The following is a 21,415-nucleotide window of genomic DNA, read 5'->3' as shown; positions in this document are numbered from 1 at the left end:
TTGTAATGACAAAAAATATACTCGTATTCGGCGTTCTTTTTCTTACTATCACTTCAGGGTTGAAAGCCCAGAATACCTCGGATTTCTTTTCGAAGACGGATGGTTTTTTAAAGGAATATGTAAAGGATGGCCTTGTCGATTATAAAGCTATCCATGAAAACCCCGATGCATTGAACGAATTGGTGCAAATGGCCCAAAGGCTATCCGTTTCCAAGGATAAGACCGAGGAGTATCAGGCTTTTTGGATCAACGGATACAACCTGATGGTGATCAAGGGCATCGTGGACAACTATCCCATTACATCACCCATGGATATCGGCGGCTTCTTCGATAGGGAAAAACGAACCATTGGCGGGAAGGAAATTACTTTGAACGATATAGAGAACGAACTGTTACGCAGCAATTTCCCAGATGAACCCCGTTTCCATTTTGTACTGGTCTGCGGGGCCTTGGGCTGTCCGCCGATCATTGCCCAGGCCTATATGCCAGCGACTTTGGATGCGCAGTTGGAAAAACAGACCAAAAAGGCCTTGAACGATCCTCAGTTCATCCGAGTTGAGAAAAATAAAGTAAAGGTTTCCCAGATTTTCGAGTGGTACGAAAAGGATTTTACCCAAGACGGTCAAAGTATAGCGGATTTCATTAACAAATGCCGCACCGAAAAGCTTCCTGATGGGGCGAAAGTGTCCTACTATGCGTATGACTGGACTTTGAACGGGATTAAATAGTACACCTCCTCCCCAATTAAAACGACCTCTATGACAACCATCCGAAGAATTATCGTACTGCCGGTATTCCTTTTGGTATCCTTTATGGCATATTCCCAAGACGAATCCGACGGGGAAGGCGCAAAACAGACCAGCAACGTACAAACCTACACCCCGTCGAAATTGCTGAACAAAGGCCAATGGGACATCAAATTTTTCAACGGGCTCTACACCGAGACCCGACAGACCGAAGACGGAAGCACGGCACGGGAAATACCGAGACAGACTTTTTTCACGAACACTACCGAGATGTATACAGGTGTAAGCGAAAACTCCAGAATTAATGTCGGCTTAATATTTCAGGTACGGGCGAATACATACGGCGGCGCAAAAGCCTTAAACGCATTTAGTTTTGAGGATAATGAGACCGATGCCCGTAGCGGATTAACGACCATCGCCCCATCGATTCGGGTACAGCCCTTCGCGAACGTCGGAAACTTTTCGTTCACCAGTTCGGTGTTCTTTCCCGTTTTTAACGATGTGCCCAACGCGCCGTATCTCGACAAACGCAGTATTTTTTGGGAAACCAAGTTCTTTTACGACAAGACTTTTGGCGACGGTGACTGGCAGTTGTTTACCGAAGCGGATCTCGGCTTCAATTTCGGTGAAAAAAGGGCGGTTGCCGATGCCACGACCGAAAATATTGGCGAACGTTTTGCGAACAACAGCTTCGTGTTGCCGTTGAGCGTGTTCTTAAGCTATTTTCCATCGATTAAATCAACGGTTTTCGTCAATGTGCAGCAATCCTTTTTTATAGGATATGACAATCCCGATGCTGGTGGAAACAATTTCTCCCAAAATTATACCGCCTTGGGTCTCGGCGGAAAATACCAATTAACGGATGCCCTGAACATCGAAGTGTCCTATAACAATTTTGTGCGCGGGAGCAGTTTTCAAGGGCTGGGGCAAACCTTTAGTTTGGGGTTGAGGGCGTTGTTTTAGGATAGGCAAAATCAGCAATTATACGTTTTGAAGCAAGCATGAAACCTACGGATTAATCGATTCGCCTGTTTTGTGTAGTTTGAACACGGACCTGCCTGCCGGATGGTTTCCACCAATTGGAACAAATCATTACTGTGAAACATTGAATTCAAAAATTGTCTTTTGATAGTCATATTCCTTTTTCATGTAAACCTTCAATACGGAAAAGCGTTTTCCGAGTCGCGACCCGGCGGTAAGAAATTATCCAATTTTTCAAATCATATGATAGTAATATTGCAATATTACTATCATCAAATATTCCGATAAGGATTTTTACTGGTATATAGGTTTTTGGGAAGTTGATTTTTTTTGCTAAGGTACCGTAGACTAAAAACCTTATCTTAGGATTCGAAAACTAAAATTGGCAAACGCCTTTTTTATGGTGTAAATCAAAAGAACATGAAAATGAAAAAACTCAAAAAGGAAGACATCAAACAGGAAGTATTCGATCTGTACGACGATTATGCGCACAACAGGGTCAATAGAAGGTTGTTTCTAGACAAACTATCCACGTACGCGGTCGGCGGGATTACCGTCGGATCCCTGCTAAGCTTTATTTCCCCCGATTACGTCAAAAAAATCCAGATCAAACAAGAAGATCCCCGGTTGACTACGGAATACATTACCTATAAATCCCCAAAAGGTGGCGGGGAGATAAAGGCCCTTTTATCAAAACCCGCCGATGCCAAGGGAAAGCTGCCGGGCATCGTGGTGGTTCATGAAAACCGTGGCCTGAATCCGCATATCGAGGATGTAGCCCGTCGGGCCGCCTTGGCCGGATTCGTCACTTTGGCCCCGGACGCGCTGACCCCGCTTGGCGGCTATCCGGGTAACGATGATGATGGACGGGAACTGCAAAGCCAACGGGATCGTGACGAAATGCTCGAAGATTTTATCGCCGGCTACGAGTACCTTGCCAAGGCCTCGGATTGCACCGGAAAAGTAGGGGTGGTCGGCTTCTGTTTCGGGGGATGGATCTCTAACATGATGGCGGTACGGATTCCCGATCTGGCCGCCGCCGTTCCTTTTTACGGCGGGCAGCCCACGGAGGATATCGACAAGATCAATGCCCCACTTTTACTACAGTATGCCGGATTGGATGAACGGGTCAACGCCGGATGGCCCGCCTACGAAGAAGCTTTAAAGAAATATGGCACTGAATATAAGGCCCACATGTATGCAAACGTAAACCACGGGTTCCATAACGATACCACACCGCGCTATGACCGGGAAGCCGCCGAACTGGCCTGGCAACGGACCATTGATTTTTTCAAGGAAAACTTGATGTAGGGCCATCAAATACTTCGTGTAACACATTGTTTGTTTCAAAACCCCTACTTTAGTGACCAAAAAGCATATATGCGCGTATTCGGACTTTTCATTATACTGCTATTACCGTTCTCCGGGTACGGTCAGGGTATGGAAAAAATCAACGGCGTAAGCTTTGTAGCCTCCCGTGAGAAAATCGCCCAAGAGCATGTACTAGAGGTGGTCGAATTACATGCCAATCATGCGGCGGTTATGCCCTTTGGTTTTATAAAGGATATCAATTCCCCCGAAATCATCTTCAATACCGACCGACAATGGTTTGGCGAGACCAAAGAAGGGGCGATGCAATACATCGAACTTTTGCATGAAAACGGCATCAAGACCATGGTCAAGCCCCAGATATGGATATGGAAGGGCGAGTTCACGGGCACCCTGAAAATGGCTTCGGAGGCGGATTGGAAAATCTTGGAGAATTCCTACGCTAACTTTATCATTACCTACGCCGAAATGGCGCAGGAGGCCGGTTCGGAGCTGTTCTGTATCGGCACCGAACTGGAGCAGTTCGTACTCATGCGTCCTGAATATTGGCAAAGGCTCATTGCAAAAATACGGAAGGTCTACACCGGAAAATTGACCTATGCCGCCAATTGGGACGAATATTCCCGGGTCCCCTTTTGGCAAGATCTGGATTATATCGGTATCGATGCCTATTTTCCGTTATCCGAAGAAAAAACGCCTACGGTAGAACAGTTGAAAGCCGGTTGGCAAAAGCAAAAGCAAAACATCAAATCACTGATCGGTACCTGTTCAAAGCCCGTGCTCTTTACCGAATTTGGCTACCGTAGCACGGACCAGACTGCTTGGAAACCTTGGCTGGTCGATCGTCATGAAGAACCCGTAAACCTGATAGCCCAAGCGAACGCCACACAGGCAATTCTCGAAGAATTCTGGCCCGAAGATTGGTTCGCCGGGGGCTATGTCTGGAAATGGTTTGTCGACCACAAAAACTCCGGCGGCGAAAAAGACAATCGCTTTACGCCGCAGAACAAGCCTGCGGAGGGGGTGTTGCGGGAGTTTTATAAGGCATATTAAACCCTTGTTCGGCGTGCGCTATACACTGCTATACTTGTTGCCACTAGTAACGAAATAGATACTAACGACTATCAGGTCGATACCTGTTCAAAAAGGTAAATTTTAGTATTGACACCATGAATAGGCCATCGCTAAGTATATGCTTTTTATGAAAATCGTCAACACCGTTGTCGAAATCTGTTGACCAAAAAAATAACCCAATTCGCTTAAAATGAAGACCTGGCTTAAAAAAATAGAATTGGAAGGCGAAAAAGTGAAATTGGTCCCATTAGGGAAAGCTCATAAAGACGGACTTTTAAATGCGGCCGCCGACGGAAAATTGTGGGAATTGTGGTTCACTTCGGTACCATCCGCAGCAACTATCGATACTTACATCGAACAGGCTTTAAACCAAAAGCAAAACGGCTCTGAATTCCCCTTTGTGGTGTTGGACAAGAACAGTGGGGATATCATCGGGTCGACCCGATATTACAATGTACAGCCAGAACATCGGCGACTGGAAATAGGATATACCTGGTATGCGAGAAAATACCAACGGACCGGGGCCAACACAGAGTGCAAATACCTATTGCTAAAATATGCGTTCGAAGATCTGAACTGCATTGCGGTACAATTTCTGACCAATTGGCATAATTTGCGTTCGCGGGCGGCAATTACCCGGCTTGGGGCGAAACAAGATGGGGTATTGCGAAATCACAGATTGAATGCCGACGGAAGTTGCAGGGATAGTGTTGTTTTTTCGATAACCGTACAGGAATGGGCCGGAGTTAAAAAATCACTGGAGTACGAGATGGTAAAGTACAATTGTTAAATAAAACCTCGTTACGAGCAAGAAACAATCAAACCTATAGGATTATTTCAAGGAATTGATCGCCGACAAACCGGTCAAATCAAAAAAGCATATTATTGGATATCAAAAATCTAAATCGTTGATATGAAAAACATACACCTTTTAGCCCTATTGGTAATAGCCGCCTGCTCCACCGACAAGCACGATTTTGAAGGGACCCTTCACGATGCATTGGCCGGCGAAGAGCCCGTACGGGATAATGTGATTGCCTGTGCCGCGAGCAACGAGAACGACGATTTGGTAAACCTTTGGGCCGAGGTCGGATTTTGATTAAAATTTCGGACGTATGAGCGCAAGACTTGGCATCCTCCTTGTATTGCTTTTGTCTTTCACGATCGCAACCGCGCAGCAAAATGTGGTCACCGATGTAAAGATCCAGGGCACAAAACGGACGAAAACCGCGTTTCTGAAAAATGTGATCACCCTGAAACCGGGTATGCCGCTTGATTCCCTTTTGATGGACGAGGATATGACCCGCCTAAAACGCCTGCCCTCTATTTCACATGCCTATTACCAGATTTTCGCTTCCAGTGACGGCGGCCATAATGTGTATTACAACGTCGAGGAAAATTATACTTTGATACCCTATGCGAACCTTTTCTCTTCTTCAAACGACGATTTCGCCTTTCGTATCGGGCTACAGGAATTCAATCTTTTTGGTAGGAACATTACCCTCGGCGGCTTCTATCAGTACGATGTTTTCAACTCTTTCGGAATCGGTGTAAGGGCGCCCTATCTTTTTGGACCTAAGATTGGATTGGCAATCAATTACAACAACTTTACCACCCAAGAACCGGTCTTTTTTGAAGACACGACCGCCGATTATCGGTACAACAACCGGGGATTTGAGGTCATGGGTCTCTATGAACTCGATTTCAAGAACCGCATCGAACTGGGCGGAAGCCTGTTCACCGAAGTTTACGAGTACCTTTTTGGGGCTACGAGTGCCGATGTGCCACAAAGCCTTGAAGTGGATAAACATCTGATCAAGTTCATTTATAATTTTGATAATATCCGCTACTATTATCAGTATCTAGAGGGGTTTCGAAGCTCGCTGAATTTGCAATATGTAGGTAGCTCGGACGAAACCCTGCCCGAGTTCGTCATCGGTTTCAACGATTTTGTCTATTTCCGGAGGATGGGCGCAAAGGGCAACTGGGCCAGCCGCCTTCGGTTGGGAATGGCCAGTAATATCGACACCCCCTTTGCGCCGTTTACCGTAGATAATAATTTGAATATAAGAGGCGTGGGCAATACGATAGACAGGGGCACGGGAGCCATAGTATTAAATACCGAATACCGCTATACCTTGATCGACAAAGACTGGTTCGTTTTACAGGGCAACGTTTTCGTCGATGGCGGCTCATGGCGAAATCCCGGTGGCGACTTCAGCGATTTCGGGGATAATCAGAACATCCGTATCTATCCCGGTATCGGCCTACGCTTGATGCACAAGCGTATCTTCAATGCTGTGTTCCGTATCGATTATGGCTATGGGATTACGAAAGATGCTTCGCGAGGTATCGTTTTTGGAATCGGGCAGTATTTTTAGGATATCGTTACCGGTAATACGCCAAGACCGCTTTGCTTTTAGAACCAAGAACCAAGACTGATTTTTTGTACATTTCTTTAAACCTTAAATTTTCAGCTGCAACCTTTTTCAGGCCAGCAACGGGAAACTTAGCCTTCATTCTTCGATTACCATCACATCTTCAGTCTCTATCCTTGAAAGCTCTTTCAATTCCCCAGCTCCATAAAGTTCGGGCAGTTCGTTTAAGGGAGTGCCGATGGGTGCCTCATAATTGATATAATCCTGAAAGCGTATACCGCCTACCGATCTTGGGTTATAGGCACTTCGAAACCGTACCCCGCCGTCGTTGGTCTCGTAGCTATAGGCCAGATAATCGACCGTGTCCGTATCGGTATGTATCCAATACCTGAATGTATCATCGTGATCCGTACCGCCATCTTCTTGATCAAAAGTCACCGAAAGAACCTCATAATCCTGATTTTTGATGGTGGTTCGCCCCTCGTAGGACTTTTTCACCGCAGCGTCGTTCAGTTTATGGGGCAGCGTAGCGAAATAGACGACCGAATTCAAGGCCTCTGTATATTTGGCAATATCTTTGGCCGATAGCTCGGTTTTTGCGCTGTTTATGGTGCGGGTGAGGCTTCCGTTTTCGAGTACATCGCGGATTTCTTCACCATTTTTTTGGCTGGTTACCGTGTAGGTGTAGCTTCCTCCCTTGTTATGAAAAGTGTAGTTCTTGTCCCTGAACTGAAATCCGTAATGTGCGGTTTCGTATAGTTCGCCTCCGTGCGCCGCGATGGTCTTTACGACCAAGCTGTCGGCTTTGTCCATCTTCGCTGCCTTGAGCGGGGCATCCACTTTTTGGGATGTGACCTCCTTTTCTTCTGCGGAAACAGTATCCTTTTTCTTTTCGGCGGTACAGGAAGACAAGCATAGAAGCACCGTCAGGCATACCATGGAAATGCAATTTTTCATATCGGCTTAGCTTTTGATTCAATGGGATGGGATTGTTGACTACCTCGTTAACTAAATTCTGGCAGCGAGTGCAAAATTACGCAAGGGTTCTTTAATTTTGCAGGGAAACCGTCCTCTTTTAGGCATTGTTTTTGATTTTTGGATTGAAATTTCCTTTTTGAATGAATCTTTATTCTTTTTATCGAATCCGTAAGTGGGGCACCCTACTAGTGTTTTTTGGGATGTCGGTAGTTTGCCCTGCCCAAGATTCATTACAGACCGTTGTAGCCGAAAAAGGGGATGGTATCCTATCCCTTCTGCGGAAACAAGGGGTCGATCCCTATGCGAACTACGAGAATTTTATCGCCATGAACGCGGACAATCTCCGCGATAGCATCCACCTGTATGCGGGGCGCAAGTATCGCATTCCTCAAGCGGACCTCGATACCGTTACCGTAGTAGATTCCATCCAAAGAAAAACATCCGAATTCAAAAAAATAGAAAGTAGGGAAATTCCTATTTTGGGAAAGAAGCATTCTACAGTAATCATCAAGAGTAATCGCCTAGCGGGTACCGTCTATTATTTGATTTCGGGCCACGGCGGTCCCGATCCGGGTGCCATGGGCCAATATGCCGGCAAGACTATCGCCGAAGACGAGTATGCTTACGATATTACCATACGTCTGGCAAGGGAGCTGATTTCCCACGGGGCCATGGTGTATGTGATTATCCGTGACGAAAACGATGGTATCCGCGATGAGCGCATTCTCGAAATCGACCGTGATGAGGTTGCGTATTTGAACAAGGCCATCCCCCTGAACCAGGTAAAACGTTTGAAACAGCGGGTTGACATTGTGAACGGGCTATACGAAAGACATCGGGGCATGTACCAAAGGCTAATCGTGACCCATATCGATAGTCGTAGTGTGGGGCAGAATATCGATGTGTTTTTCTACCACCACGAAAAGAGCAAAAACGGGAAAAAACTGGCGGAGAGCATTCACAAAACATTCCAAAAGAACTATAGGAAATATCAGCCCAACCGCGTGTATTCCGGTACGTTTGAAGATCGGACTTCGCTGTATCTGGTCAAAAAGACGCATCCGGCCATGACCTTTATCGAGGTGGGCAACATTCGCAACAAAAAGGACCAACGCCGTATTCTGGTACCCGAAAACCGAGAGGCCCTTGCCAAGTGGATTTCGGAGGGCGTCTTGTTGGATTATGAGGGGAAGTGAAAAATTCTTTCGACGGCAGGGTTTATTTTGGAATGTTACCTGGGCTTGGCAATATCCATTCGTTATGCCAAAAATAGTCCCATTTTGCGTTCGCCAGATCGACTTCGGGGTCGATAAAGGCGCGCAAAGGCCTACCGTTGATGCTTACCCTTGAATTGACAGCGTATACGGAGATTGGGATGCCCTTTTTCGCATATTCCTTTTTCAGGTGCTGGGCGAACTGCCAAATAAAATCAGGATAGGCCGCGATGCGCTGCTTTTGTTTTTTGGTGAGATAGTCATCAAGATCGACGATTTCCGATTTTCCGCTTTCCTTTTCCAGTATCTTGAATTGTACCGAGCCGCTGCGGCTGCGTAGCATCATCCGCCAGCTGAGCCGATGGCCTTCTTCCGTCCACAACACATCATCCTCTATAAAATGCTGGCGGAGGGGAAGTGCCAGTTGAACCAAAAAATAAAGTCCGCCAAGGCTATAGAGCAGAGGTCGGTATGAGGGCACTTCTATCGTGTTCAACAGATACGGAATCTTCTTTTTGAAGAAGAGTTTACGGATGGTTTCCGGCTCAAAAAAGAAAACCGTGAACGCCAAGGATAGGTAGGGAAAAATACCGATCTGAAAGACGATGGAATTGAACAGATGGAAAAAAATGGATACGAAAAAGGCGATTTTGCGCGTTCGTTTCCAAAGCAGGGCCGGTATGATGAGCAAATCGAAGAGAATACCGACCGTGCCGATAATTTTATGTATCCAAGGGTGTTGTAGTAAATCCCCGACCACGTAATAATGGACCTTTCCGACCATCAATATCCGAATGATCCCGAAATCGAGCCAATCCCCGTATATTTTGGCGATTGCGGCGTAAACATATACGATCAAAAGCTGCAAAATTAAGGCCCATTTCACCCAAGCAAACATGGCATCCGTTTTCAGTGTAGGATTTTGCCGCATATCGAATGAATGGCTTCTATGGGCCGGGAAGAAACACATCATCCCTGAAATAAGCACCAACAGATAATAGTGGTTGTTGTAGGATGTTTTCTGCATCAGGTAAACGCCCGCCCACATCAGGGTAAAAGAAATTATACTGAAGCGGTATTTATAGCCCAGGGCTATCAAGACGCCCAAAGTGCCCATGACAAAAAAATAGAAATACATGCCGTGGCCGGGCAAGGGCTGCAACCAATCAAAGCCGATAAAATTAAAGGTAAACTGGGGCTCGACCAAGGTTCTCTTGACCCATCCGGTCAAAATGGCGCCGTAGCACTCCAAAGCCACCAGTATACCGAAAAAAATCCGGAAAATGATGAGGGGCGAATTATCAGTTTTCGTGAAAAGAAAACGATTCAGCATCTTACCTTGAAATTAGCGAAAGCGATGTTTTTTTATCTTTTTGTAGTTGCTCTTTAAGGGCATCGACGGATTCGAATTTATGCTCGTCGCGGATGTGGTGCAGAATGTCAACCTGTATCTCCTGTCCATATAAATCCTGATCGAAATCAAAATAATGGATTTCGATACTGACCTGCCCTTCCCCCGATACGGTGGGGTTGAAACCGATGTTCATCATTCCGTACACCGTTTTGCCGAACAGTTCGCTCTGCACGGCATAGACCCCATTTTTAGGCACTAATTTATAGCTTTCAGGGATGTTCAGATTGGCGGTGGGAAAATCGATCTGCCGGCCCAGGCCCTTCCCTTTTTTGACACTTCCGGTGAGTATATAGTGGTAGCCCAGATAGGCGTTCGCAGTTGATATATCCCCTTCTTCCAATGCCTTTCGGATCTTGGTCGAACTGACGGATACCTCATCGATTTCCTGTGCGGAAATTTCCTCCACCTCGAAATCCAAAGTACTTCCGAAAGCCTTTAGGTCCGTAATATTCGCATTACGGTTTCTGCCGAAACGATGGTCGTAGCCAATGATAATTTTCTTGGTCTTAAGTTTGTTGACTAGAATGTCACGAACGAATTCGGTCGCGGATAGCCGGGAAAATTCTTTGGTAAACGGATGGATGATGAGCTGATCGAGCCCCATGGCCCTTAAAATCTTGGTCTTTTCCCCGAGGGTGTTCAGCAATTTGATATCCGCATCTTTTTGTAGTACCATTCTAGGGTGGGGAAAAAAAGTAAGTACGGTGGATTTCAGGTTAACGGCCGCTGAGGTTTTTATCAGGCGTTCCAATATTTTATGATGCCCGATATGCACGCCGTCAAAGGTGCCGATGGTGATGGCCGTGGGATGCCGTTGGTCGTAATTGGAGATGCTTTGGACTGTTACCACGAACTAAAAGTAATAAAAGGCTTATATTTGGGATCGGTTAACTCCCCCCGGATGCGCGCAAAATTACGGTTACTTTTCTCAATTACCATGGTATTTCTTTCCTTTTACGCCTCGGCACAGGGTCAGTATTGGGAACGTCAGTCCGCACGAAATACCGTAACCAAAAAAATATCCGATCGATTCGATGTCCAAAAGGGTGACGTGTTCTCTTTTGAAGCAACTAGTTTCAAGGCGTCCTTGAAAACCCCAAGCTTTACGGGCAAAGGTCCTAAAATCGTATATTTTCCGAATACTGAGGGTGATTTTTCGGCTTACAGCGTGGTCGAATCCCCAGTGTTCTCTCCTGAACTCTCGCAAAAATATCCCCAGATAAAATCCTACATCGGCCATAGCACCGATGGATCAAAAAATAGGGTGAGGTTCAGTATCTCGCCAAAAGAGGTTCAGGCCATGATCGTGCATGCCGACGGTTGCGCTAACAGTTTTGTTCAAAAAGTATCCGGTGATACCTATGTTATGTACTCAAGGGATTCGGAAAACCTTGCCGATTCCGATTTTATCTGTAGCACCAAGGATAAGATAGCCGATAAAACCAGAAATTTGACGGCCAAACCCGTCGATGGACAGGTACTTCGAAAATATCGGTTGGCGATAACCGCTTCGGCGGAATATACGGCTTTTCATGGGGGAACGGTGGCCGATGCCCTGGCCGCTATAAACGCCACGATCACTCGGGTCAACGAGGTGTTCGAGACCGACTTGGCGGTGACTTTGGAGCTTGTTGCGGCTACCGACGCCGCGATTTATACGGATCCCAATACCGACCCTTTTACCGGTACATTGAGCGCACTGGGCAACCAAGGACAAAAGGCTTTGACCGACGAAGTAGGGGAGGCCAATTATGATATCGGCCAAGTGCTGCACAAAGGCGCCAACGGCGGTAATGCTGGGTTTATAGGCGCTGTATGCGTTGACAATCGAAAGGGCAGCGCCTATTCTTCGAGCCAAACCCCCGAAGGCGATGTTTTCGATCTTGATTTCTTGGCGCATGAATTCGGGCATCAGCTGGGCGCGAACCACAGTTGGTCTTACGAATCGGAGGGTACGACCGTTCAGGTAGAGCCGGGCAGTGGCACCACGATCATGGGCTATGCGGGTATTACGAATAGTGATAATGTCGCCCCGAACGGAGATGATTATTTTCACTACGTCAGTATAGCACAGATTATCCAAAATTTGACAGGCAAAAACTGTGGAGAGGTAGTTGCGATACCGAACAATCCTCCCGTAGTTAATGCGCTCGATGATTATGTGATTCCGAAGTCCACCGCATTTATCTTGAGCGGCAGTGCGACGGATCCCGACGCCGATGATGTTCTTACCTATACTTGGGAACAGATCGATAACGGTATCATCAAAAAAGCTACGTTCGGGCCTACCAATCCGAATGGGGCGAATTTTAGGTCCAGACCGCCCATTGATCGGCCGACCCGTTATTTTCCAATGCTTTCACGGGTTGTTAGCGGTGAGCTCACCCAGACCGATCCTGCGTTGAACTCGGCATGGGAGACCGTTTCTGACATAGCACGTGAAATGAATTTTGCATTTACGGTTCGGGACAATGCGGCGGGTGGCGGACAGGTAGTTTCCGAATTGACCATGGTATCGGTCACGAACAGCGCAGGGCCATTTACGGTTACTTCACAAGCGGCCAACGAATTGTACAGTGCCGGTGAGGTGCTTGAAATTGTATGGGATGTTGCCGGTACCGATGTGGCTCCGGTAAACGCACAAACCGTTGATATTCTATTGTCCACGGACGGGGGACTCACGTTTCCCGTAGCCTTGGCGGAAGGGGTTGCCAACGATGGAAACCACGAGATCATAGTTCCGGGCCTGCCTACATCCGAAGCCCGTGTAATGGTTAAGGCCGTCGATAATGTTTTTCTTGCGGTAAATGCTTCCGATTTTTTGATCGAGGCTTCGGAAATTGTGCTGAATCTATCCGATATAAACCTTGAAGTATGCCAATCCGAAGACCTCACCATTCCGTTTGTGTATGAATCCTATCTCGATTTTGATGAGGAAGTCGTATTTAGTATCGCCGACGCCCCTGCAGGTCTCGAAGTTTCATTTTCCCCGGAAACCGTTACTGCGAGTGATACCCCTGTAAACATCCTCTTTGGCAATACGGAGAATGTTCTTGAAGGTAATTATGACCTGCTGCTGACCGCTACTTCCGCAACTATTACCCGACAGATCGGTCTTCGTCTGGCCGTTTTCGATGCCGATTTTCCTGCCGTGGTGCTACAGTCCCCTGCCGACGGGGCGGTAGATATTTCGACTAGGGAGGCCTTGGAATGGGAAGAAAATACATCCTACACATCCTTCGAAATACAAATTGCTACCGATGAAGCGTTTGAGAACCTTGTGGAAACCGACATCGTATTTTCCAACAGCTATACGGGAAAGGACTTGGAAAACGAAGCCGTATATTTCTGGAGGGTAAAACCATTCAATAGTTGTGGCGAGGGAAGCTTTAGCGCTCCCTTTTCGTTTACCACCATCCCCGTTACATGTGATACAAAAGCCGCTTTCGGACTTCCAGAGGTGATTTCATCGGTCGGTGAGCCCAAGGTAATTTCGAAGATCGCCTTTTTTGAAGACCTTAAGATTGCCGACCTCAATGTCAACTTGAATATCGACCATAGTTATTTGGAAGATGTAAGGATAACCCTGACCTCACCGTCTAAAACTACGGTAACCTTAGTATCCAATTCCTGTGGGGATTTTAAGAATATAAATGCCGTTTTTGACGATGATGCGAAAGATTTTATATGTGGCGCTGTTTCCGATATCGGTATCGCCGGTACGGTAAAGCCCTCAGGCGTGTTGGATTCCTTTAAAGGGGAAACTATTTTTGGGGAGTGGGTCTTGGAAATACACGATATAGCCAATGGAGACGGCGGTTCGCTAAATGCTTTTTCCTTGGACATCTGTATTGAGGGTGATTTTCGGCCCGATGCGGACCAGGACGGAGTTTTCGACGATGGCGATGACCTGTGCCCGGGTACGCCCGAAGGTGCCGAAGTCGATACTTCGGGATGCCCCGTGTACCGATTTCCCAACGATAACTTTTCGGTATCCGTCGAAAGTTTGTCCTGCCGCAACAACGGGGATGGCGAAATAACGGTGGAATCCCTTTTGCTCACCGCGGTTGATTACGGGATAACTATAGCGGGTAGCGGAACCGCTATTACCGATACCTTTACAAATGCATTTACCGCACCGAACCTTTTGGCCGGCATCTATACCGTATGTATTGATGGTTCGAATGGCGAAATAGAGTATGAAACGTATTGCTTCGACGTCGTGGTAACAGAACCGGAACCCTTGGGCGTGACCTTGAAAATCGCCCGGAGCGGTAATCAAGTCGTGCTTTCCATAGAAGGTGCCGATGCCTATACCGTGGAATTGAACGGAAAAACGCTGCGTACGGAAAAATCAGAAATCACATTAGATCTCTCTACGGGTAAGAATGTGGTAAAAGTTTCGACCGATCAGATCTGCCAAGGTGTTTATGAAGACCAATTTTTTATTTCCACCGGTCCGACCGCATTTCCGAATCCGTTAGCTAGTGCCACCCGATTATTTTTGGGTGCCGTCGAAGTGCAATTGACTATAGCTGTTTTTTCGGCGGATGGGCAATTGGTGAAAGAAGATACGTATACCCCCAACGGAAATCAGGTCGATCTCGATTTTACCGGACTGCCCCCGGGAGTTTATATCGTCAAGTTCGAAGGTGAAAATACTAAGGGAACAACAAAAGTGATCAAACGATGAGACTATTTGCTTTCATTTTTCTGGGGATGATGCTTTTGTCAGGATGCAAAAAAGATCCTCCGAACCCACCCGGTAGGGCCGTTCTGACCGAGCCCGCCAAAAACTCGGAATGCACCCCCGTGCAAAGCTCTAGCGGTAACAATAGTCTTGTCCGCTTTCGTTGGCGGCCCGGCGATTACAGCGAGAGCTATGAGATAGTGGTCAAAAACTTGAGTAAAGGCGACGTCATCGATCGAGTTCCGGAAGGTACTATGATTACCATACCCCTGGAAAAAGGGACGCCTTATTCCTGGTACGTCATCTCGAAAAATACACAGACCAACGAAAGTGCGATCAGCGAAACCTGGCTGTTCTACAATCCCGGCTCACAGACCGATCACGTTCCTTTCCCGGCAGAAATTATCGCACCGGTACCGGGAGCTACAGTTTTCAAGGATATGAACAACGAGATTATTTTACAATGGACGGCTACCGATATTGACAACGACATCGAGAGCTATACAATCTACCTCTCGACCGAAAACCCACCGAATGTTCTGATCGGTTCGCCCAGTTTCAATGAGACATCCCAAAAAGTAGGCGTGATTTCCGATAGGGTCTATTATTGGAGGGTTGTCACCACAGATGCATTGGGCAACACTTCGGACACGGGTGTTTTGGATTTTAAGGTGTACTAAATCGAGATTTTCCTTACGGGCTTAAAGTTTTAATGCCTACGCAACACGAGGTCTGCGCTTTCTATACTTTGTACTACATGCCGAGCGCAGCCGAGGTGCTCGATGTGACAAAGTTTGATACTTGGATTTTAGCATCTCGACTTTGGTTTATGCGAAGCGCAGCCGAGGTGCTCGATGTTACAATTTTTGAATTTTGACACTTTTTCCTTTAACTACCATTGAACTCGTTCATGGTAATCTTGACCCCGGCAAGAACAAAAGATCTTATAAGCTCGGAAGCCCTTTCGAAACGTTCCGGTAGGGCTTTCTTTTCCTCCTCGTTCCATTCGCCCAACACATAATCGATCTGTCTTCCCTGGCCGAAATCGGCGCCAATCCCGAACCGGAAGCGATTATAACTAGTGGTCTGCAGCACGTTCTGAATATTTTTGAGTCCGTTGTGGCCCCCGTCGCTGCCTTTGGTCTTAAGTCGAATCGTACCAAAGGACAAATTGATATCGTCAGCGATGACCAATACGTTTTCAAGTGGAATTTTCTCCTGTTCCATCCAATAGTTCACTGCCTTTCCGCTGAGGTTCATAAAGGTCGATGGTTTTAGGCAGAGTATACTGCGTCCTTTGATTTTGTATGTCCCGACATCGCCTAATTTTACGGATTCGAAGGTGAAATCGGCTGCGGCAGCAAGGGCATCCAGCGTTTTGAAACCGATGTTGTGGCGTGTTTCAGTGTATTTGTCACCAATATTTCCTAATCCTACAATCAAAAATTTCTTCATGGCATCTGTTTCTTCTAAAAGGCTTGTGTCGGTTTTGAAAAGGATTCTAAAAAAGTCTAACATTGTAATTTGCTTCAGGATATCAATGAGCATAAAAATACAAAAAGCATCCCGACACAACGCCGGGATGCTTTTGTATGGCATTCCAATGAAAAACTATTGCTTGCTTTCGTCGCCACCTTCGGAAGCTTCACCCCCTTCGGCTGCGCCTTCCGCACCTTCTTCTCCTTCAGCACCTTCTTCGCCTTCAACGCCTTCTAGATCTTCATCTTCTTCGACGACTATGGCCGCACGCATGGTTTTCACCTGTACAACAACCGTTGTCTCGGGATGTAGGATTTCAAATTCGTCGTTCAACAAGCTTTCCACAGTGATATTGTCTCCGATTTTCAATTTCGAAATATCGATATCGAAGAAATCGGGCAGTTTCTCGGGTGTGGCCTTGATCGACAACTTTCTTTTACGGAACAATAGACGACCCCCGTTTCTGACCCCGGGCGCATTGCCCTGAAGACGAACGGGAATGTTCATGGTCACTGGCTTGTCGTCGAAAAGTTCATAAAAATCGATGTGCAAAATGTTGTCCGTTACCGGATGGAACTGGATGTCTTGCATAATGGCCCTGACCTTGCCCAAATCTCCTCCGAAGTCTACGCTTACGGTATGTGCGGCCGGGGTGTACACCAAATCCCTGAACGCTAGTTCGTCCGCTGAAAAGTGTATCGGTTTTTCCCCTCCGTATATAACGCAAGGAACCTTTCCAGCATTACGTAGGGCCTTCGTTGCCTTCTTGCCCACGCTTTCTCTTTCTGATCCTTTTACTTTAATTGACTTCATTTTGAATAGATAGAATTATTGATTATTAATTACTGATTATTAAATTTTTTAAACTGCTACTTTCACTAATTTCTTAAGTTGTTTTTTTGCAAAACTGGTGGCCGAGCGCGTCATTGCGCATTGGTGAAATGAATTTGGGGTCACATCAAAAACTTCGACGATATCGATGTATTGTGATGTACCCGGTGCATAACATCGGCGAACAGCTCTGCACAGCTTAAAACTTTTATTTTAGTGCTATCCTTGGTAATGGGAATGGAATCGGTGATAATCAACTCCAATAGTTTTGACTCCTCTATTTTTTTGTAAGCATTGCCCGATAAAAGTCCATGTGTCGTTATGCCACGTACGCTCAAAGCGCCCCGCTCCATCATGAGGTCGGCCGCTTTGGTGAGGGTTCCGGCCGTATCTACCATATCATCTACCAAAACCACGTTCTTGCCCTGCACGTCGCCGATCAGTTCCATATGGGAAATCACATTGGCCTTGGCGCGTTGCTTGTAGCAAATGACCACGTCGCATTCAAGCGCCTTTGAATAGGCATAGGCCCTTTTCGATCCGCCCATGTCCGGGGAGGCAATGGTTAGATTATCCAGATTCAATTTTTTCAAGTACGGCAAAAATAGAGTCGATGCGAACAGATGGTCAACCGGTTTTTCAAAGAACCCCTGAATTTGGTCGGCGTGCAAGTCCATCGTAATAATCCGGGTCGCCCCTGCGGCCTCCAGCATTTTTGCGATCAACTTGGCCGCTATGGGTACCCTTGGTTTATCTTTACGGTCTTGCCTGGCCCAGCCGAAATAGGGCATAACTGCAGTGATGTGCCTGGCCGAAGCCCTTTTTGCCGCATCGAGCATCAACAGCATTTCCATGAGGTTCTCAGAGCTCGGATTCGTAGAACCTATAATAAAGATTCTAGCTCCCCGCACAGATTCTTCGAAAGACGGCTGAAACTCCCCGTCGCTATACCTTGAAAAATGAACGTTTCCCAAATCGGCACCATATGATTTAGCGATTTTTTCGGCCAATACGGTACTTTGCGTACAGGCGAAAATTTTAGGCTCGGGAACTTGATACGGCATGAATAATTTGTTGTCGCTGTGTTAATTGCTTCCTTAGTTTCGGCTATGCCATCACAAGTATTTCGCGTGTAATCACATAGGTTTTTTTAAGGCAGGTGCAAATTTAGAAATTTATTCGGGTCGGTAAAGGATAAATGTTGATATTTTTGGGGCAGCAATCAAAATATTTTATAGTTTTGCAATCCTGTTTACAACGTCTTCTGTAAAGCTAGTATGCTCGAGTGGCGGAACTGGTAGACGCGCTGGATTCAAAATCCAGTTCCTTTGGAGTGCGGGTTCGATTCCCGCCTCGAGTACGAAAGGCTTTAACGTAATGGTTAAAGCCTTTTTTGTTTTTAGGTACAACATAGGTACAACATTTGAAACTTTTTATTTTGGTTTGGTAGAAATGCAAATAGTTAGAGCCAATTACGTATTAGTGAGTTATTAAGGAATAAAATGTTTGCCGTTTACCTAAAGATCGCCAGTTCCAAGACAATTTTGAATTTTTTGACTTTATAAAGTCCCCGTTCTTTATTGTGGCATGTTTTTTTTGAAGTTAATCAAAAGCCACTCATCATATTTGTAGTATAAGTTGTTTGAAATATTGTGGTTATTATTTTAGTGAGCCACATTCCTGAAGATTGTGCAGTGATAGGATTACCTTCTAATCTTAAAAACAAGAATTGTACTTGATTTTAGTTGAGATATATTTTATCCTTTATTTAAATTTTTAATCAGTCTTTCTCAATGATTCCATTATATTGCCGTAAGTTTTCTTTAAAACAGGTTCTACCTGCTTATATAAACCTAGGAACTCTACCATATAACTATAGGGATCCTTACTTCTGATTTCCCCATTGCTGTTCATCACATTAATAACATCAATTACTTTGGCTCCTGTATCAATTTCAGGATTAAAAGTCATAGTCATACTGTGACTAATATTTGTATGAGCAAAAGCATTTCTAATAGACCCTATTTTTTGTAAGTTGGAATAAGTTTCTGCGTCAATTCCGATAGATTTTAGCACTTTTAATTTTCCTCCAAAGTGCATTATACTGCTATTTAATACAACATTTCCAAAAATACCTCTGTCGTTCGGTTGAAAATATTCCATAAGGATATCATCCACCAAATCTTCTATTTGAACTGTAATATTTAATATCCAGCCTTGCGCTTCAATTTGGTTAAAGTCTTTAATTGACTTTTTGGTCATTCTAGAAAATCTAATTTGCTCCTCTTTATCCATCCTTTATTTATCATTTATTTGTACTTTAGAGAACTGGATTAAGGCTTTTCAGGCGGCATATTTTCTATTCCGATTGATTCCAATTTATAACCCTTTTCCCGAAGTAGATGCAAAACTCCGTTTTTTCCGCCTAAATGTCCCGCTCCGACGGCAATAAAACTCCGGTTTTTATTTATTAATGATTCAATATCGTCAATCCAATTTTCGTTTCGTTCGTCAACAAGAATTTTGGTTACTTCTTCTCCCATTTGGATTGTCAAACTGTCCTTAAGTTTACCTATCGATTCGTCATTGTACATTTTTAGGCTTTTTTGAAAGTTTACAAGCATTTCTATTTTATTCAATGTGTTTTCAGGAACTTTAATCGTACTCAAGGTATTCATTGCATGTAGAATTTCATCGGCAGATTCCAGGCCCGCAATATTTATATTTGATTCCTGTGCTTTTTGGATAAGTTGACCTTCCATACTTACAAGCCTATCACCATATTCCGATATAATTGTTCTATAACTTTCCAATATAAAATCCGGCATTTGAAAGTCCGCGAACTTTCTTTGTTCCGTTACATTGGTTATATCTCTTTCTAAGACCAGCGTTTTGCAGTTTTGCAGTTTGGAAAAAGTAGTGTGCGATATTACCAGTTCTGATTTGGGGTATAGATGTATCGTGCCAAAGATGTATGATTCGAATCCTTTTTTGGATTCAATTCGCCATAGCACTCCGTTTTCCAAATCCGATAGATCCTTTTTTGAACAACCGGTAATTAAAAGGAATGATAATAATAAGATTTGGATTGTTGTTTTCATAGATGCCGAAAAACTGGATATAATGATTGACTGTATCCCGATTCTATGACTAAGATACGATATTGGAAGTCGAGCTTCAGGCTGCGATTTTAACCTTCGTTTATTTGAACTTTGTTGAGGGATACCACTACCCCGCAAATTGTAATCTTGCTCTATCGTTTAATTGAACTTTCACTAAAATAATATTTTCAATTTAAGAACAGACCGATTTAGCATGAGGGAGTTCACTTTACTTAAAAATCCCCATTTATGGGGATTGAATGTTTGCATAAAATACACTAATATTAACTTTAATAAAAAATTTATTGAAAGCGACTACCCTTGAGGACTTCGACCACCGTAATAGATCCATGAATGCTTGGCATAGTCATAGAGGTATGTCGCCTTTTTCACTTTGGCCTCAGGGACAAAAACCGTCCGGACATTTCCGGGTTGTATTGCACCTCGCCCGGAACTGCCAAAATACCAGTTCCAACAGCCTCGAAGTAGAGTTAAAGAAGAAATTCAAAGGCAGTACCATCGGGGAATTTATAGATTAATGGACTGTTTCGAATTAAATGTCGACTGATATCTGGATAAAGGCAACATATCCGATAACCCTTAACCATTCAATACAATACGTGGTACTATTAAGTAGATAGCAATCGAGCAATAATTGGAATCCTAGCCCTGATGAGTCAGCTATCGCATTTCTAAAATTTTCATTCGGTTGGAAGTTTAAAATTAAAATACAACATATAAAATGTCTAATTAATCATTCTGATGCTTCTTTTTGTTCAATGTTACAATTTTTTGATGATAGGGAACAATATTGCTAACACATGGGCACTCTTTTCGGCTAATTTAGGGGAATAAAGTTACTATAAGCTCTCAGTTTGTAGTAAACAAATTTTTTAAGAATCAAAAGATATTATCAAATCCAATTTTGTATCAACCTTAAAAACTAAAGCTATGTCAGATGTAAAAGCCTATGCCGCACAAGATGCAACTTCTTCCCTTGCTCCATTCACTATTGATAGAAGGGAGCCGGGACCGCATGATATTTCTATCGAAATTTTATTCTGTGGGGTGTGTCACACAGATATTCACTTTGTTCGAAATGATATAGGAATGTCAATTTATCCCTTAGTTCCTGGCCATGAAATAGTCGGCAGAATTATTAAGGTAGGAAATCAAGTAAAAAAATTCAAGCAAGGGGAT

Annotated in this window: 19 protein-coding genes and 1 tRNA gene; 12 read left to right on the top strand and 8 right to left on the bottom strand. The window is 44.8% G+C overall.

All coding sequences use genetic code 11. From position 1 onward, the window contains the following. Positions 1-5 precede the first annotated feature (5 nt). The 7 genes from ACEW8S_RS10360 (at position 6) to ACEW8S_RS10330 (ending at position 6,511) form a co-directional block, all read left to right on the top strand. A complete protein-coding gene (locus ACEW8S_RS10360; protein ID WP_373518079.1) occupies positions 6-728 on the top strand; it encodes a DUF547 domain-containing protein in 723 nt (240 codons plus the stop codon). Positions 729-758: 30 nt separating this feature from the next. Further along, positions 759-1,709 carry a hypothetical protein gene (locus tag ACEW8S_RS10355; protein ID WP_373518078.1) on the top strand — a complete coding sequence of 317 codons (951 nt, stop codon included), beginning with the start codon at positions 759-761 and terminating at the stop codon, positions 1,707-1,709. Positions 1,710-2,153: 444 nt separating this feature from the next. After that, positions 2,154-3,038 (top strand): dienelactone hydrolase family protein, encoded by an 885-nt coding sequence (locus ACEW8S_RS10350; RefSeq protein WP_373518077.1) that lies wholly within the window; start codon positions 2,154-2,156, stop codon positions 3,036-3,038. A 69-nt stretch (positions 3,039-3,107) separates the two neighbouring features. Beyond that, positions 3,108-4,109 carry a glycoside hydrolase TIM-barrel-like domain-containing protein gene (locus ACEW8S_RS10345; protein ID WP_373518076.1) on the top strand — a complete coding sequence of 334 codons (1,002 nt, stop codon included), beginning with the start codon at positions 3,108-3,110 and terminating at the stop codon, positions 4,107-4,109. Between the two features lie 211 nt (positions 4,110-4,320). Then, entirely contained in the window at positions 4,321-4,920 is a 600-nt protein-coding gene (locus tag ACEW8S_RS10340; protein ID WP_373518075.1) for a GNAT family N-acetyltransferase, read from the top strand. A gap of 123 nt (positions 4,921-5,043) precedes the next feature. After that, the gene (locus ACEW8S_RS10335) at positions 5,044-5,229 is read left to right on the top strand and encodes a hypothetical protein (RefSeq protein WP_373518074.1); all 186 of its coding nucleotides are present in this window, start codon (positions 5,044-5,046) and stop codon (positions 5,227-5,229) included. A gap of 16 nt (positions 5,230-5,245) precedes the next feature. Further along, positions 5,246-6,511, top strand: coding sequence for a POTRA domain-containing protein (locus ACEW8S_RS10330; protein WP_373518073.1), 1,266 nt, complete (start codon positions 5,246-5,248; stop codon positions 6,509-6,511). Positions 6,512-6,646: 135 nt separating this feature from the next. Here ACEW8S_RS10330 and ACEW8S_RS10325 read toward each other — a convergent pair whose 3' ends face one another. Continuing rightward, a complete protein-coding gene (locus ACEW8S_RS10325; RefSeq protein ID WP_373518072.1) occupies positions 6,647-7,465 on the bottom strand; it encodes a DUF6503 family protein in 819 nt (272 codons plus the stop codon). A 161-nt stretch (positions 7,466-7,626) separates the two neighbouring features. Between ACEW8S_RS10325 and ACEW8S_RS10320 the strand changes: the two genes are divergently transcribed. After that, entirely contained in the window at positions 7,627-8,682 is a 1,056-nt protein-coding gene (locus ACEW8S_RS10320; RefSeq protein ID WP_373518071.1) for an N-acetylmuramoyl-L-alanine amidase, read from the top strand. Between the two features lie 22 nt (positions 8,683-8,704). Here ACEW8S_RS10320 and ACEW8S_RS10315 read toward each other — a convergent pair whose 3' ends face one another. Continuing rightward, on the bottom strand, positions 8,705-10,033 hold the full coding sequence (locus ACEW8S_RS10315; RefSeq protein ID WP_373518070.1) for an HTTM domain-containing protein: 1,329 nt from the start codon (positions 10,031-10,033) through the stop codon (positions 8,705-8,707). Position 10,034: 1 nt separating this feature from the next. Continuing rightward, positions 10,035-10,964, bottom strand: coding sequence for a bifunctional riboflavin kinase/FAD synthetase (locus ACEW8S_RS10310; protein ID WP_373518069.1), 930 nt, complete (start codon positions 10,962-10,964; stop codon positions 10,035-10,037). A 51-nt stretch (positions 10,965-11,015) separates the two neighbouring features. Here ACEW8S_RS10310 and ACEW8S_RS10305 point away from each other — a divergent pair, with 51 nt between their 5' ends. Further along, positions 11,016-14,807 (top strand): reprolysin-like metallopeptidase, encoded by a 3,792-nt coding sequence (locus tag ACEW8S_RS10305; RefSeq protein WP_373518068.1) that lies wholly within the window; start codon positions 11,016-11,018, stop codon positions 14,805-14,807. Then, positions 14,804-15,484: a hypothetical protein gene (locus tag ACEW8S_RS10300; protein WP_373518067.1), complete on the top strand. Its 681-nt coding sequence runs from the start codon at positions 14,804-14,806 to the stop codon at positions 15,482-15,484. The genes ACEW8S_RS10305 and ACEW8S_RS10300 overlap by 4 nt, the downstream gene beginning before the upstream one ends. A 208-nt stretch (positions 15,485-15,692) precedes the next feature. Here ACEW8S_RS10300 and pth read toward each other — a convergent pair whose 3' ends face one another. From pth to ACEW8S_RS10285, 3 genes are all read right to left on the bottom strand, one after another. Beyond that, positions 15,693-16,322, bottom strand: a complete 630-nt coding sequence (gene pth / locus ACEW8S_RS10295) for an aminoacyl-tRNA hydrolase (protein WP_373518066.1) — start codon at positions 16,320-16,322, stop codon at positions 15,693-15,695. A gap of 93 nt (positions 16,323-16,415) precedes the next feature. Next, positions 16,416-17,096, bottom strand: coding sequence for a 50S ribosomal protein L25/general stress protein Ctc (locus tag ACEW8S_RS10290; RefSeq protein ID WP_373518065.1), 681 nt, complete (start codon positions 17,094-17,096; stop codon positions 16,416-16,418). A 140-nt stretch (positions 17,097-17,236) separates the two neighbouring features. Then, positions 17,237-18,178, bottom strand: coding sequence for a ribose-phosphate pyrophosphokinase (locus ACEW8S_RS10285; RefSeq protein WP_373518064.1), 942 nt, complete (start codon positions 18,176-18,178; stop codon positions 17,237-17,239). 215 nt (positions 18,179-18,393) lie between these two features. On the opposite strand from ACEW8S_RS10285, the gene ACEW8S_RS10280 reads away from it, so the two are divergent. Further along, positions 18,394-18,474: transfer RNA gene (locus ACEW8S_RS10280), tRNA-Leu, on the top strand. Positions 18,475-18,890: 416 nt separating this feature from the next. On the opposite strand, the gene ACEW8S_RS10275 is transcribed toward ACEW8S_RS10280, so the two are convergent. Together ACEW8S_RS10275 and ACEW8S_RS10270 are read right to left on the bottom strand one after the other, a co-directional pair. After that, positions 18,891-19,409 carry a hypothetical protein gene (locus tag ACEW8S_RS10275; RefSeq protein ID WP_373518063.1) on the bottom strand — a complete coding sequence of 173 codons (519 nt, stop codon included), beginning with the start codon at positions 19,407-19,409 and terminating at the stop codon, positions 18,891-18,893. Between the two features lie 38 nt (positions 19,410-19,447). After that, positions 19,448-20,215 carry a TraB/GumN family protein gene (locus ACEW8S_RS10270; protein WP_373518062.1) on the bottom strand — a complete coding sequence of 256 codons (768 nt, stop codon included), beginning with the start codon at positions 20,213-20,215 and terminating at the stop codon, positions 19,448-19,450. A 951-nt stretch (positions 20,216-21,166) separates the two neighbouring features. On the opposite strand from ACEW8S_RS10270, the gene ACEW8S_RS10265 reads away from it, so the two are divergent. Continuing rightward, on the top strand, positions 21,167-21,415 hold a 249-nt coding region (locus ACEW8S_RS10265), incomplete at its 3' end, for an alcohol dehydrogenase catalytic domain-containing protein (protein ID WP_373518061.1).

Origin of the sequence: Pricia sp., assembly GCF_041745955.1 — a bacterium.
Lineage (GTDB): Bacteria > Bacteroidota > Bacteroidia > Flavobacteriales > Flavobacteriaceae > Pricia.
Note: the sequence above shows the minus strand (reverse complement) of the source record. Positions and strands in the feature narration are given on the sequence as shown.

Bases quoted from the DNA above. Each gene is read 5' to 3' on its own strand.
- ACEW8S_RS10300 (WP_373518067.1), top strand. From the start codon at position 14,804: ATGAGACTATTTGCTTTCATTTTTCTGGGGATGATGCTTTTGTCAGGA.
- ACEW8S_RS10330 (WP_373518073.1), top strand. From the start codon at position 5,246: ATGAGCGCAAGACTTGGCATCCTCCTTGTATTGCTTTTGTCTTTCACG.
- ACEW8S_RS10290 (WP_373518065.1), bottom strand. From the start codon at position 17,096: ATGAAGTCAATTAAAGTAAAAGGATCAGAAAGAGAAAGCGTGGGCAAG.
- ACEW8S_RS10360 (WP_373518079.1), top strand. From the start codon at position 6: ATGACAAAAAATATACTCGTATTCGGCGTTCTTTTTCTTACTATCACT.
- ACEW8S_RS10350 (WP_373518077.1), top strand. From the start codon at position 2,154: ATGAAAAAACTCAAAAAGGAAGACATCAAACAGGAAGTATTCGATCTG.
- pth (WP_373518066.1), bottom strand. From the start codon at position 16,322: ATGTTAGACTTTTTTAGAATCCTTTTCAAAACCGACACAAGCCTTTTA.
- ACEW8S_RS10285 (WP_373518064.1), bottom strand. From the start codon at position 18,178: ATGCCGTATCAAGTTCCCGAGCCTAAAATTTTCGCCTGTACGCAAAGT.
- ACEW8S_RS10275 (WP_373518063.1), bottom strand. From the start codon at position 19,409: ATGGATAAAGAGGAGCAAATTAGATTTTCTAGAATGACCAAAAAGTCA.
- ACEW8S_RS10340 (WP_373518075.1), top strand. From the start codon at position 4,321: ATGAAGACCTGGCTTAAAAAAATAGAATTGGAAGGCGAAAAAGTGAAA.
- ACEW8S_RS10270 (WP_373518062.1), bottom strand. From the start codon at position 20,215: ATGAAAACAACAATCCAAATCTTATTATTATCATTCCTTTTAATTACC.
- ACEW8S_RS10335 (WP_373518074.1), top strand. From the start codon at position 5,044: ATGAAAAACATACACCTTTTAGCCCTATTGGTAATAGCCGCCTGCTCC.
- ACEW8S_RS10325 (WP_373518072.1), bottom strand. From the start codon at position 7,465: ATGAAAAATTGCATTTCCATGGTATGCCTGACGGTGCTTCTATGCTTG.
- ACEW8S_RS10320 (WP_373518071.1), top strand. From the start codon at position 7,627: ATGAATCTTTATTCTTTTTATCGAATCCGTAAGTGGGGCACCCTACTA.
- ACEW8S_RS10355 (WP_373518078.1), top strand. From the start codon at position 759: ATGACAACCATCCGAAGAATTATCGTACTGCCGGTATTCCTTTTGGTA.
- ACEW8S_RS10345 (WP_373518076.1), top strand. From the start codon at position 3,108: ATGCGCGTATTCGGACTTTTCATTATACTGCTATTACCGTTCTCCGGG.
- ACEW8S_RS10305 (WP_373518068.1), top strand. From the start codon at position 11,016: ATGCGCGCAAAATTACGGTTACTTTTCTCAATTACCATGGTATTTCTT.
- ACEW8S_RS10315 (WP_373518070.1), bottom strand. From the start codon at position 10,033: ATGCTGAATCGTTTTCTTTTCACGAAAACTGATAATTCGCCCCTCATC.